Genomic DNA, 12,691 nt, shown 5'->3' with positions numbered 1-12,691 from the left:
TCTTTGCTTTATGGTTTTGAGCAAGCTCAACCCCTCGCAAATTCAACGCCTCATACACAGGGAGCGTTGGGAGTGCATGACCTAAAGGTCGTGATGCTCCGCTTTTAATATTTTTATTTGTTCACCAGTATAATTAATCATATTTACACAAACAGCTCTTATAGAACGAATATCATTTCCTTCGTCTATGAGATTTATAATATGACTATGAACTGTTAAGTTTGTTTCTAATTTGTTAAGTTGTTCTTTTAATTTCATGATAAAAATTTTAAAGACTCCCGCATCACTCATGCACTCCCAACGGTCAGGGAATTGCTATGCATCGAGTAAGTCATGGAAATTAGTTATATTACTATTTATTTCATTGGCTGTTTTTATAGCTTTACCTTCATAATTAAGAGTCACAGCAAACGAACCTCCAAATACATCTACTAAATGAATTAGATTATCAGGAAAGTAATTATACAAATGTTCTAGCCATGAGAATTTCCCTCCAAAATAATTAAATGCTATGTTTTTGTTTTTGTTTCCAGACATATCTAAAACATTTTACCGCAAACCCTACAGCTTTCAAGCTCTGAAAATTGATCTTCTGGAACACATGGTTTTAAAGCTGCTGCAGGTATGCAATTAATTTCTTTTTTATCCAGGATAAACTCTTCTGTTTTTCCTGATATTTTTATATAGGTTATTTTACTCATGTTTGGTGGTCATATATTTTCTCAAGACGTTTTAACGCTAAAAACGTATAAAACTCTCGATTTATAGACTCTCCTGAAGCCCAGATAAAAGCCACTATTTTAGACAGTTTAAAAACCTCATGAGCGGTAATGCAATTACCAACCGCCACTGCCAAATCTAAGTTTGTGTAATTTTTCATAAGTCAGCATCTTTTAGTTCAAAATATCCAGCTGGCACATAAACCATTTCTAAGCGTAAATACTGCTTAAATTCTGGCCAGCCTGTATCTTCGGTAATCCGATAATTACGGTTATCTATTTTGCCCGTTTTTAAACTTTTTAGCCAATATGGCTGCCCTATTTTTGGCTGAATAATTTGTTTTACGCCTATTCCTTTTTCCGTTTTATAAACAATTTCATTAAAGTCTTTACTGTTGGCTTTGCGCAACTTAACGTTAACGTCTAAGATGACTTGCTCTCCTTTTGTTGTTGTTATTGATGTCATAAATTTTAGGTTTTAAAATGGTAAATCGTTGTCTATTTCATCTTTAGAATTATTTGTATTATCTGATGCTTTTTTAATAGCTTCAGATGCTTTGGCGTTGGTTGTTTTTATATAGCACATTTCGCGAAGCTCTCCATCTACCTTTTGCATAATGCGACCATCTTTTTGCATACCTTCAGTGTCTGCTGGATTAAATTCCCACTCATTATATTTTGCATAAGCATGCAAACGTTTTTTGAATTTATAAGCCGAAAATTTAGCGCCTGTTTTTTGTTTTAAACTTTCAAACGCCACGTCTTTTACAAACGCCTTGTCTAAATACAATAACTGGTTGGTGACGTTAGTTTTCTGGAAATACACATCTGCCCAATCTTTAAAAGCTGCTCCCATTTCGCTTAATAAGTTTCGCATAGTGACGTTGGCCATTGGCGGATTAACTTTTTCTTCTCTAGAAAGGAAGAAGCTTACACATTCTGCAAGAAAATTATAGTATGAGTTCCATTGGTGCTCGTCGAAATCTTTAAATAAAGATTTTCCATCAAAATCATCGCTTACAGAACGCGATTCTTTATATTCTTCTTCTAGGTTAAAATGATAATAATCACTAAAAACAATATAAAGCAATCGCCTAGCCAATGAAGGATCTAAATTGTTTGGCGGATAGTTAGAACTGAAACACATTTTTGGTACTTCGTCGAACGGAATTACAAAACGCAAACCGTTTTTGTTATTCACTTCTAGATCTCCTGTTATCCAACTGAAGAAAAAACCATAATCTAAATGCTGATGGCAATCATCTACCAATACATAATCTGTATCTGGAGTTATGCCGTGTGTAATAAAATCATCACTCGTTTTTTTAGGATCTCTTCCTGGTATATAATGGTTTTTTAACAGCAACTGTTGGATGCCTTTTTGAAACACAGATTTACCAGAACCACCATGACTTTCTCCAATATCTGCCAACTTATTATCCATAGCATAAACAGCCCAGGGTTTTTGTGGACTCTTAAACGTGTGCAGCATATAACCTAATGCATATATTTTATTTATTAGGTGAAGCTTTTGCTCGTAAATTTCTTCTGCAGTTAAATTTGGTCCTGCTATATTAAATTTATGTGCTTTTAAATACGCTTCTCTGTCTGAAGGTTTTAAATTATCTAAAGACTCTTCTAATTCTTTACGCCAATGAATGCGTGATGCATTGGTTAGATAATTAAGGAACATATTTTCTTTGTTATGAATAATAATGTCCTCGTTGCCATTTTTGTCTTTTTTAATTTCAAATTGCTTGTCTTGTAAATAAATATTATGCTTTAGCATTTTGCTTTCCCAAATATATTTGTCGAGCTCGCCACGTTTTTGAAGTTTTATATCGTCTTTAGATATTTGAAGGACAGCATTTTCAAAGAACATGTATTGATGATCTTTGTCTGCAGACGAAAACTCAATATTAAAGGTGTCTAATTTATTTAACCTGGTAACACTTAACTGTTGCGCATATACTAAATCTCTTAAAGCAATAGGAGCTTGGCGTTCTTTTAGAAATTGATGAACAAAATGTTCTATCTCTACAGGTAGAACTTTTCTAACTACATTTCCGTCTACATGCACAAAATGGTAACCATCTTTAGTGTAGTCGTCTTTAATTCGTCCAAAACCATTAAGTTTTAAAAAATTGTAAAACTGTGTGTTTCTAAAATGATATTTTTTTCCTGCTTTCGTGTAGCTTTCTGTCCAGAATTGAGCAGGTATAGCATTGTCTACAATTTTATTTAATCGAGAATTAAAGCTAGCATCGTCGTTTTTTTTATAAAAATGAGTAACAAAATCTTTAAAATCTTTGCAAGAATTACCTCGTTTATCTTTGCGTAAGGTTAAATAATGTGGCAACATCATGATTCTAACATCTAGATATTTTAAGGAAATTTCTAGCCCATGTTTTAATCCTGAAGCATCTAGATCTGGAACATAAATAATCTCTTTAGCATATTTTTTTAATTCTAGATATTCTTGAAAGTTTAGTTTTTCGCTTTCGCTATTAAACCAAACCGGATAATATCCAAAGCTTCGCATGTTTAAACCATCGCTTCCGCCTGACACTATAAAAACATAGTCTATTCTAGAGTCCGGTAGTTTGTCTATTATTTCAGCTTCATAATCCTCTTCATGCTTTTGCTTTTGTTTTTTATAAGCTTTTTTAAGCAGATCTAAACCATACATAAAACGTTTAGGCTTCTCTCCAAGAAACCGGAAACGGTAAGACTTATCGTAGCTTAATGGTTGGTAAATTTTAGACCATTCCGGATAATCGAAAGCAAAAATTGGATAGTCTGCAGTAGATCCTGTGATGCTTGCAACGTCTGCTTTACAATATGTGAATTGTTTAACACTAACCAGATTAAAATCTTTACAGTTTTGCGCAGTAACCTTTGGTCCAAGTGAAGCTAATTCTTCTGTAGTAAATTCTTTTGGTTCTACTTCGTAATCTTTTGGTTGTTCGTCTTTTTTTAATGGTCTTGTAGTCCATTCTGGTTTTATTTCTGCCCAGGTACTAGAGCCTTTTACCTTGAAAATACTAGCTAAATATTGCACAGCTTCGCCAAACTCTTTGTTAGTTTCTAACATACAAACACCTATGGCGTTACGTTCTTTTTGATCACCTCCAAAATCTGTAACATGATAGCTTCCGTTTTTTAAACGTATAGAAGCAGACGCTGTTTTCTCTGAACCTCTAGCTTTAAATTTTTTATCTCTTCTAGAAAGTGCTTCAGCTGCATCTGGATAATACATTACAATAATATCCAAGCCTTTATTTGTTGCTTCTAGCACATCTTTATAGTCTACGTAGGCCATTTAATTTTTTAAAGTATTTGAAAATTGATATGGTTGGTTATTTTTTAACTGTTGATTAGCTTTCACTTGATTAATTCTTTGTGCGGCAAGCAAAAACTGTGTCGCTACTAATTCTTCTCTATTTATTCGTATTAGTTTAATTTTTTCTTGATCATTAAACAGGTCAGAATTTCTAATTTGAATTATTCTGCTTCGTAATAAATTAATTTTTGATTGATGATTCATCTTTTGTTTTTTTATTAATTATACTAACTCCTCTAGGTTTTATATCTGCGTGTGACGCTATAATAACACAAAAGAAAATTGTTATTAAACCAATCACATACACACAAACGACAATAGCTATTACTGTTAATATTATGGTTTTTATAGTTTCCATTTATTTCTGTTTATTAGCACATAGAAGACCGTTAAAAGTCCAAACATGTAAGCGATTATAGTAGGTATCATTTATATTGGGTTTTAAAAACCGCCACCTAGATGGCGGTTAAACAACACGCAGCTTCAAAAGAAGCTTTTTAAAGAACGATTATTTATGAGTCACCATAAATACGTTAAGCTAAATTTAAACTCCTTACCACCTCTGCGGCACCTTGCTTGGTTTGGATTCCTAATTTAGCATACAGAATTCGTTTCATCTTATGAAGCGAACCCATTGGTACATTTAATTTATCTCCAATTAATTCATTAGTATCATTGGTGATTAATAATTTTAATAGTTTTATTTCTTTAAAGCTTAATGGGTTATTATTATAAATAAGCGGCTGACAAACTTTGCCTTCGCCTTTACAGTTTCCTCTTAATGGGCAGTCCCAATATTCACCTGGCTGTAGTTTATAGTCTTCTATGTCTGGAGTAAAATCCAATCCTCCAAAACGACATTCTATGAATTTTTGAAGCTGATGTGTTTCTGATTTCGGAAACCATTCTTTTAATACTTTTTTGGCTTCGGGCAAATCATTTAAAGCTTCCTTTATTATTTGATGATAAGAAAACGGAACTTCTTTTAAATCAAGCATTTTGCCATTTACAAAGGCTTTTACTTGGTTGTTATGATTAAAAAACTCTACAAAAGAGTCGTTTAATCCTGGATAGATACGTGGGTTTGTGTTTGTTGTCATAAATTTTAGTTTTCAAGTAAGCTTTTTAATTTTTTTTCACCAGCTTCCGCAACAGCTTGGTTTTCTTGAGCAAACTCAATTAATAGATTTAATATTTGTAAGTCTTTTTGAAGTAATGACTTCACCTCTCTTACGCGCTGAGTTTTTAAAAGTAAACCCTTAGACAAAGCCCTTTCCTTGATAACTTTAGTATATCCAAAAGGCAAATGATTACTTAAAAGGGTATCAACTTTTTTAGCGGTATGCACTTGCATATCGTATAGCGTCCTTAATTTGTTTATATTTGTAGTCAATTATATATGTTTGTTTAAAGTTATTGTCAAATATATTTACAATAAGTGAATAAAACAACAAAATATTCACATATTGTGAAATTTTAACATTTTGCTTATGGAATTTGGTGAAAAATTCAAATTGATTCTGAAAGAAAAAAAAGTGACGCAATCTAAATTTGCAGAAGATACAAATCTGCATAAAGGCTATGTTAGTAGAATATTAAACGGAGAAAGCCCAAGCGCGGACTTTATAATGAAGGCTGTTGGTTATTTTCCTGACACAGATTTATATCAATTGTTTTTTGATAGGCCCTCAAAAAATATCGTAAACGAAGAGCTTTCAACCTATAAATTAGACTCAGATCCTTTAATAATCATTAACGATATTGAAGATAAATTAAGGTCTCTAAAGAAAATAATGACACAAAAACGACACAATTAAAATATTAACCCTTGAATATCAATGTGTTAATTCTGTTCTTATAATCCCTTGTCGCCCACAAGAGCTTCTCTTTTAAGAGAAGCTTTTTTTATTTAAATACATTCTAGGATTCGTTCTAAAGCCATACCTCTTGAGCCTTTTATTAAAATTGTAGTATGAGAGGGGCTTTTAAAATCTGATTTAAAATCTTCAAAAGACTTGAAGGTTTTAACAAAATTTGAGTTGGACTTAGTTTTGTGAAAATTTTCACCAACTAAGTAGGCAGTTTCTAAACCTAAATTTTTTACTAGTTGAGAAATAATCTGATGTTCTTTTTCAGATTCATTACCTAATTCAAACATGTCACCCAGAATAACCATCTTATTTTTGTCATTTAAGTTTGCAAAATTGGTTAGAGCGGCTTCCATGCTAGTTGGATTTGCATTATAAGCGTCCAGAATAATTTTATTATTTCCTTTGTTTATAATCTGTGACCTATTATTTTTAGGTAAATAACTTTCAATTCCTTCTTTAATTTCTTTAGGATCTATATTGAAATATTTTCCAATTAATACTGCCGCACAAAGGTTGGTAAAGTTGTACTTCCCTATTAAATTTGAAGTGATTATGAGGTCTTCAATTTTAATTTTCACAAAGGGTTTTGCGTCAATGAGTTTAATAGTATAATAATCTGATTTGAGTTGAGAAAAGCCTGTTTTATTTATATAAGGACTTAGTTTATTCACTTGAATATCATCATCAGCATTAAAAAAAATATGTTTATCATTTTTAATTAAGTAGTCATATAGCTCGGTTTTACCTTTGATTACACCCTCAATACTTCCAAAACCTTCCAGATGAGCTTTGCCAAAGTTGGTGATATAACCATAATCTGGTTTTGCTATGTGACAAAGAAATTCAATTTCTTTAATATGATTAGCTCCCATTTCAACAATACCAATCTCAGTCTCTTTGTTCATAGAAAGTAATGTTAAAGGAACACCAATGTGATTATTTAGATTACCAAAGGTTGACACCGTTTTAAACTTTTTTGACAAAACAGTGTTAATTAATTCTTTGGTAGTTGTTTTTCCATTACTTCCTGTTAGCGATAATATTGGAATCTTAAGATAGTCTCTATGGTATGTAGCTAATTGTTGCAGTGTAAGTAGTACGTCTTCTACAAGTATAGTGGCATTGGAAGTTTGATATTCTTCTTCATCAATAATGGCATATTTAGCACCATTTTTTAGAGCCTGATTCGCAAAAACATTGCCATTAAAATTACTGCCTTTTAAAGCGAAAAACATACTGTTTTGCTCTATTTTTCTAGTATCTGTATTTACTTTTTCACATTGTAAAAACAGTTGATGTAGTTGATCTATCTTCATAAAATAAAAGTATAAAAAAAAGTCCTGACAAGAGTCAGGACTTTTTTATTTTATAAAAGAATTTATTAGTTCTTTGTTTTGTTTTTATTTTGAGATTTTGAACCAACTCTTGACATAGCACATCTAAATCCAATATAATCAGTAGCCATATCTTGTGGGAAGTAGCGTCTTTGAGCTGGATCTAACCAATACTCTCTATCTTTCCATGAACCACCTTTAAAAACTCGAACTTCGTCGTTAATCATTGAAGTACGCTTGTTAGATTTATCGTATTCACGAATCATAGCTCCAGAAGAATCTCTGTCGATATTATGTTTAGGTGAATTATACATTAGTCTAGTAATATCAGCACTTTCTGTTTCTATACCTTCATCTTCTTCATCAAAATTATCTGCATATTGTCTAGAAGATTGCTGATCGCCATCTCTAAAGTTACGGTTGTCACTTCTATCAAAGTTAGTTCTTAAGTAAGTTTCGTTTTCATCTACACCAACCTGAGCAATTTCACCAGGAAGATCTCTAGCAACAACTTTACCATTTGGTAAGGTGTCAAACACGATTTCATCAGATGTTACAATTTTAACAGTACCATCTTCACCAATTGCATTTTTAGTATAAACATTACCTCTATGGTAGTTAAAATCATTAAATTCGTCATCTACGATAGGTCTGTAAACATCTGCTACCCATTCAGCAACATTACCTGCCATATCATATAAACCATAATCGTTTGGTGAAAAAGATTTAACTTCTTTGGTGATATCTGCACCATCATCACTCCATCCAGCAATTCCACCATAATCTCCTTTTCCTTGTTTAAAGTTTGCTAAATGGTCTCCACGTACCTTACGTTTTCCAGTACGCGTATATTGACCAGACCATGGGTATTTTTTACGGCCTCTATATACATTATAACTACGAACGTCTGACATTCCTAATGCAGCATATTCCCATTCTGCTTCAGTTGGGAGTCTGTACATTGGAGAAATTATTCCAGTTTCTCTTGTTGCATATTTATTAATAGTATCTCCAGATGCAGTTGTTTGTACACGACGTCTAGATCTTTCAGGATTTAATATACTGTCTGAACCACCATAAGTACTTGTAGGTGAATTAATATATGTATCTGTGCTGAAATTTGAATCTGAAGTTGCTGTTAATTTTGCATCTTTAGCTATATAGCCAGCATTTTCAAGATTTAATTCGTTATATCTATCCGATCTCCAATTAGCAAATTCTACAGCTTGAATCCAACTTACTCCAACTACAGGGTATTCAGCATATGCAGGATGGCGTAAATAATTATTAGTCATAACTTCGTTATAACCTAAGCGGTTTCTCCATACTAAAGTATCTGGAATAGCACCATTATATATCGCTCTAAAATTTTCTTCTTCAGGTGGATAGGTAGATTTTAACCAGAATAAGTATTCAGAATACATAAAATTGGTAACTTCAGATTCATCCATATAAAAGGACATCACATGCTGTTGATTTGCAGTGTTATTCCAATCATGCATCACATCATCTTGAACTTTTCCCATTGTAAAAGTACCACCTTCTACAAAAACAACTCCTGGAGCAGTTGCTTGTTCTTTAAATTTGTCATTGTATTGAAAACCACCTTCTTTTGAGTTGATTTTCCAACCTGTTGCTCGAGATGAATTTTTAGAGCTAGATCTTTTACAACTAACCGCAGATACTGATACTGCGAGTACTAATAATATTATTACTTTTTTCATGTCCATACTTTTAAAGTAAGCTATTGTTGTTTTGAGTGACGCAATATAGCAATTAAAGCCAAAACTACAAGAAATTTTGCAATATTTGATTAAAAAAAAATGCATTTCACCCTAATTAATTAACATTACAACGATGATTTTAACGTTTTTATCGTTGATATGTGCTTCTAATAACGCACAATTTTATAAAATATTATTGTACTTTTGTTTCGTTTTTTAAAATTGTTTGTTTTTTAATAATAACATTCAATTATTCACGTTATTTATGCAATGAAAAAGAAATTACTAGTCATCTCACTTATATTGCCTTTTATTGTTTTTTCTCAGCAGAAAACATTTAATATTACATGGCAAGGCTATAAAACAATATCGAATGGAAGCTATACTATTCAAGTTCCTTCGTTTAATTCAGCGAATTTCAATTATAGCTTAAACGAAGGTCTTCAATTTGTTGCTCAATGGAAGATAAGTAATTTTATAAATGAATCTTCTGTATCCTTATCTAAAGTATCATATCAAACAATTTCTAAAAGTGAATTGAAAGGTGTGGACTTAAAAACAGTTCCTAATCAGTTAAAATACAGCTTAGATAATTCTGTAGCTCGAGATAAACAATACGCTTACTTAATGATTTCTCCTATTATAAAGGAAAATGGAGTGTATAAAAAAATCACCGCCTTTACTGTTAATTATAATTCTAATAATAGATCAAATACATTAAGAACACATAGAAGAGAAATAACAAATTCGGTGTTAGGTTCTGGACAATGGTATAGATTTTATGTAGATACCACAGGAGTCTTTAAAATATCAAAAAGTTTTTTGAATAGCCTAGGTGTTAATACAAATAGTGTCGATCCAAGAACTATTAAATTATTTGGAAATGGAGGGCACATGATTCCGTATTCAAATTCAGAATTTTATCCACTTGATATTAAAGAAAATGCCATTAGAATTGTTGGAGAAAGCGATGGGCAATTTGATAATAGCGATTATATTTTGTTTTATGCTCAAGGCCCTAGAGGATATAATCAGGAAAGCAATACCAATGTTAATATATATACAGATAAAACATATTACTATATAAATATCAGTCCTGGACAAGGTAAACGTGTTCAGCCTTTTATACAACCTGAAGGACCTATTGATTTAGAAATTAATGAATTTCAGGATTATCAATTTCATGAAGTTGATGAGCATAGTCTAGCTCTGGTTGGACGACGTTGGTTTGGTGATCAATTTGATGTGGAAAACAGTAAAAATTTCGAATTTGAATTTCCTGATCTAGTCGTTAGCAAACCTGTTAAATTTAAAGTAATAGTAGCTTCTGATTCAGAAACACCAACGAGTATGCAAATTAGTGTAAACGGAAATGCCATTTCTACCTTAAATATGGTAGGCGCTTCAGAACCTAATTTAGCAACTGAAGATGCTTTCGATGGTGAAATTAATGTGAATTCAGGTAATCTGTCTGTGAATTTAACATATGACAATGGTGGAAATCCAAGCGCAAACACTTATTTAGATTATATCTCTCTTGAAGCGACTAGAGCACTTCGTTTTTCTGGAAATCAAGTGACATTTAGAAATTTTGAGACTGCGTCAAGTATAGGTATAGGAAGATATAATATTGAAAATACTACAGATGTCACTGAAATATGGGATATTACAGATATATATAATATTACAACTGCTGTTAATACAGAGGCAAGCTCTACTATGAGTTTTACGTCTTCGTTAGGAACACTAAAGGAGTATGCCATTCTTACAGATTCTGATTTTTATGAACCTAAAAGAGAATCAAACACTTCTGTTGAAAACCAAAATATAAAAGGCACCATTTTTTTAAACAATTCTGGAGATTTTCAAGATATAGACTATTTAATAGTTACTCCTGATTATCTATATACTCAGGCTGAAAGATTAGCTCAAGTAAATAGAGATAGGAATGCTTTAAATGTAAAAGTTGTCACCTTAGATAAAATTTATACAGAGTTTAGTTCAGGAAATCAAGATATTGGTGCGATAAGAAATTTGGTTAAATATATTTATGATAACGCTAGCTCTCCAGCTAATAGAATCAAATACCTTTGTCTTTTTGGAGATAGTTCTGTCGATTATAAAGATAGATTGCCAAACAATACAAATGTGGTTCCGTCTTGGCACGCTGTAGAAAGCTTTAATTTAACAAACTCTTTTGTTTCTGATGACTTCTTTGGTATGATGGATGAGAATGAAGGAACTATGGAAGTTACCGATAAATTAGATGTTGCTGTTGGAAGAATTTTAGCAAACTCCTCACAACAAGCTAAAGAATTAGTCGATAAAATTTCATCATACTATTCTGAAGAATCTTACGGAAGCTGGAGAAATAACATCGTATTGGTTTCTGATGATGTAGACGAGTCTTGGGAACAAGTTTTACAGGAAACTACAGATGAAATGGCGAATACCATTGTTGAAAATAAACCTTTTTTAAACGCTATTAAAATTCATTCTGATGCCTATCTGCAAGAATCATCAGCTGGAGGAGATCGTTACCCTAAAGTTACTCAAGCCATGAGAAATGCAATTGAAAATGGCGCGCTTGTCGTTAATTATTTTGGACATGGTGGTGAAGATGGATTGGCTGTAGAACGTATTTTTGAAAAACCTGACGCGCAAGAAGTCGCTAATGTTTGTAAACTTAACTGTTTTGTCACAGTAACTTGTGAATACACTAGATTTGATAACCCATTAAGACCAACAGCAGGAGAATTTACATTCTGGAACCCTGAAGGTGGCGCCGCAGCTTTAATTACAACAACTAGACAAATTTTTGTAAGTGTTGGTATTACATTTAATCTGGTTTTAGAAGAATATTTGTTTTCATTTAATGATACAGACGAATATGAAGACCATGAATACCCTTCAATTGCTGAAGCTTTAAGGTTGACAAAAAATGACCCAGCAATTTCAAATATTGGACAAAGACGATTAATTTTCTTTATTGGTGATCCAGCTATGAAATTAGCTATAGCACAACCAAATATTAGATTAACTAAAATTAATGATGTTCCAATTGAAGAGGAAACAGATGTTCTTGAGGCTTTAAGTTATGTTAAGCTATCAGGTGAAGTTACCGACCTTACAGGAAATGTTCTAACAGGTTATAACGGTGTGTTGTCTACAACTATATACGATAAGGAAATTGATAGAAGAACATTAGGAAATGATAATACTAGAGATGGAGGCGCAGTAATCTATTTAGATTTTAAAACCTTAGGAGAAATTATCTTTAGAGGACAGGCTTCTGTAAATAATGGACTATTTGAAGTCGATTTTGTTGTGCCAAGAGATATTGGTATTCCCGTAGGTTTTGGTAGAGCAAGTTTTTATGCCAAATCTGAATTGCCTTTGCAAGATCAATCTGGAGTAAGCCAAAATACAATTAGAATTGGAGGGATAAATGAAGATGCTCCAGAAGATAATATTGGTCCAATAGTAAATGTTTATATGAATGATGAAAGCTTCGTGTCTGGAGGCATTACCAATGAATCGCCAACTCTATTAGTAAAACTAGAAGATGAAAACGGAATCAATACAGCAAGTGGAATAGGTCATGATATCGTAGCTATAATTGATGCCGATGAAACTAATCCTTATGTTTTAAATGATTATTACCAGACAGAAGTTGATAATTATAAAAAAGGAGTCGTTA

13 protein-coding genes are annotated in these 12,691 nt (G+C 32.3%); 2 read left to right on the top strand and 11 right to left on the bottom strand.

Translation table 11 applies throughout. The features are described 5' to 3' along the window. Nucleotides 1–81: 81 nt before the first annotated feature. The 9 genes from ACFS5M_RS12555 to ACFS5M_RS12515 form a co-directional block, all read right to left on the bottom strand. Nucleotides 82–258, bottom strand: coding sequence for a hypothetical protein (locus tag ACFS5M_RS12555; protein WP_183490066.1), 177 nt, complete (start codon nt 256–258; stop codon nt 82–84). 57 nt (nt 259–315) lie between these two features. Further along, nucleotides 316–537 carry a hypothetical protein gene (locus tag ACFS5M_RS12550; RefSeq protein WP_183490064.1) on the bottom strand — a complete coding sequence of 74 codons (222 nt, stop codon included), beginning with the start codon at nt 535–537 and terminating at the stop codon, nt 316–318. A gap of 2 nt (nt 538–539) precedes the next feature. Then, complete coding sequence (locus ACFS5M_RS12545) at nt 540–701, bottom strand: hypothetical protein (RefSeq protein WP_183490061.1); 162 nt, start codon at nt 699–701, stop codon at nt 540–542. Further along, nucleotides 698–880, bottom strand: a complete 183-nt coding sequence (locus ACFS5M_RS12540) for a hypothetical protein (RefSeq protein ID WP_183490058.1) — start codon at nt 878–880, stop codon at nt 698–700. The genes ACFS5M_RS12545 and ACFS5M_RS12540 overlap by 4 nt, the downstream gene beginning before the upstream one ends. Further along, the gene (locus ACFS5M_RS12535; RefSeq protein WP_183490056.1) at nt 877–1,185 is read right to left on the bottom strand and encodes a hypothetical protein; all 309 of its coding nucleotides are present in this window, start codon (nt 1,183–1,185) and stop codon (nt 877–879) included. Before ACFS5M_RS12535 ends, ACFS5M_RS12540 begins: the two co-directional genes overlap by 4 nt. Before the next feature lie 12 nt (nt 1,186–1,197). Continuing rightward, nucleotides 1,198–4,041, bottom strand: a complete 2,844-nt coding sequence (locus tag ACFS5M_RS12530) for a hypothetical protein (RefSeq protein WP_183490053.1) — start codon at nt 4,039–4,041, stop codon at nt 1,198–1,200. After that, nucleotides 4,042–4,266 (bottom strand): hypothetical protein, encoded by a 225-nt coding sequence (locus ACFS5M_RS12525; protein ID WP_183490051.1) that lies wholly within the window; start codon nt 4,264–4,266, stop codon nt 4,042–4,044. A 329-nt stretch (nt 4,267–4,595) separates the two neighbouring features. Further along, nucleotides 4,596–5,162 carry a helix-turn-helix transcriptional regulator gene (locus ACFS5M_RS12520; protein WP_183490048.1) on the bottom strand — a complete coding sequence of 189 codons (567 nt, stop codon included), beginning with the start codon at nt 5,160–5,162 and terminating at the stop codon, nt 4,596–4,598. Between the two features lie 5 nt (nt 5,163–5,167). After that, complete coding sequence (locus ACFS5M_RS12515; RefSeq protein ID WP_183490046.1) at nt 5,168–5,455, bottom strand: hypothetical protein; 288 nt, start codon at nt 5,453–5,455, stop codon at nt 5,168–5,170. 97 nt (nt 5,456–5,552) lie between these two features. Here ACFS5M_RS12515 and ACFS5M_RS12510 point away from each other — a divergent pair, with 97 nt between their 5' ends. Further along, nucleotides 5,553–5,879, top strand: a complete 327-nt coding sequence (locus tag ACFS5M_RS12510; RefSeq protein ID WP_183490044.1) for a helix-turn-helix domain-containing protein — start codon at nt 5,553–5,555, stop codon at nt 5,877–5,879. A 92-nt stretch (nt 5,880–5,971) separates the two neighbouring features. On the opposite strand, the gene ACFS5M_RS12505 is transcribed toward ACFS5M_RS12510, so the two are convergent. Next, a complete protein-coding gene (locus ACFS5M_RS12505; RefSeq protein ID WP_183490042.1) occupies nt 5,972–7,249 on the bottom strand; it encodes a UDP-N-acetylmuramoyl-tripeptide--D-alanyl-D-alanine ligase in 1,278 nt (425 codons plus the stop codon). A 65-nt stretch (nt 7,250–7,314) separates the two neighbouring features. Further along, complete coding sequence (gldJ, locus tag ACFS5M_RS12500) at nt 7,315–8,997, bottom strand: gliding motility lipoprotein GldJ (protein ID WP_183490040.1); 1,683 nt, start codon at nt 8,995–8,997, stop codon at nt 7,315–7,317. Nucleotides 8,998–9,261: 264 nt separating this feature from the next. Between gldJ and porU the strand changes: the two genes are divergently transcribed. Next, a partial coding sequence (gene porU / locus ACFS5M_RS12495) for a type IX secretion system sortase PorU (protein WP_379899002.1) occupies nt 9,262–12,691 on the top strand: 3,430 nt, incomplete at its 3' end.

It is taken from the genome of Lacinutrix iliipiscaria (genome assembly GCF_042686125.1).
Taxonomy (GTDB): Bacteria; Bacteroidota; Bacteroidia; order Flavobacteriales; family Flavobacteriaceae; genus Oceanihabitans; species Oceanihabitans iliipiscarium.
The sequence above is the reverse complement of the archived record's forward strand: the minus strand, read 5'-3'. Positions and strand labels throughout refer to the sequence as shown.

Excerpts from the sequence above, each read along its gene's own strand:
- ACFS5M_RS12520 (WP_183490048.1), bottom strand. The coding sequence starts at position 5,162 with ATGACAACAAACACAAACCCACGTATCTATCCAGGATTAAACGACTCT.
- ACFS5M_RS12530 (WP_183490053.1), bottom strand. The coding sequence starts at position 4,041 with ATGGCCTACGTAGACTATAAAGATGTGCTAGAAGCAACAAATAAAGGC.
- ACFS5M_RS12540 (WP_183490058.1), bottom strand. The coding sequence starts at position 880 with ATGAAAAATTACACAAACTTAGATTTGGCAGTGGCGGTTGGTAATTGC.
- ACFS5M_RS12545 (WP_183490061.1), bottom strand. The coding sequence starts at position 701 with ATGAGTAAAATAACCTATATAAAAATATCAGGAAAAACAGAAGAGTTT.
- ACFS5M_RS12505 (WP_183490042.1), bottom strand. The coding sequence starts at position 7,249 with ATGAAGATAGATCAACTACATCAACTGTTTTTACAATGTGAAAAAGTA.
- ACFS5M_RS12525 (WP_183490051.1), bottom strand. The coding sequence starts at position 4,266 with ATGAATCATCAATCAAAAATTAATTTATTACGAAGCAGAATAATTCAA.
- ACFS5M_RS12550 (WP_183490064.1), bottom strand. The coding sequence starts at position 537 with ATGTCTGGAAACAAAAACAAAAACATAGCATTTAATTATTTTGGAGGG.
- ACFS5M_RS12510 (WP_183490044.1), top strand. The coding sequence starts at position 5,553 with ATGGAATTTGGTGAAAAATTCAAATTGATTCTGAAAGAAAAAAAAGTG.
- ACFS5M_RS12535 (WP_183490056.1), bottom strand. The coding sequence starts at position 1,185 with ATGACATCAATAACAACAACAAAAGGAGAGCAAGTCATCTTAGACGTT.
- gldJ (WP_183490040.1), bottom strand. The coding sequence starts at position 8,997 with ATGGACATGAAAAAAGTAATAATATTATTAGTACTCGCAGTATCAGTA.
- ACFS5M_RS12555 (WP_183490066.1), bottom strand. The coding sequence starts at position 258 with ATGAAATTAAAAGAACAACTTAACAAATTAGAAACAAACTTAACAGTT.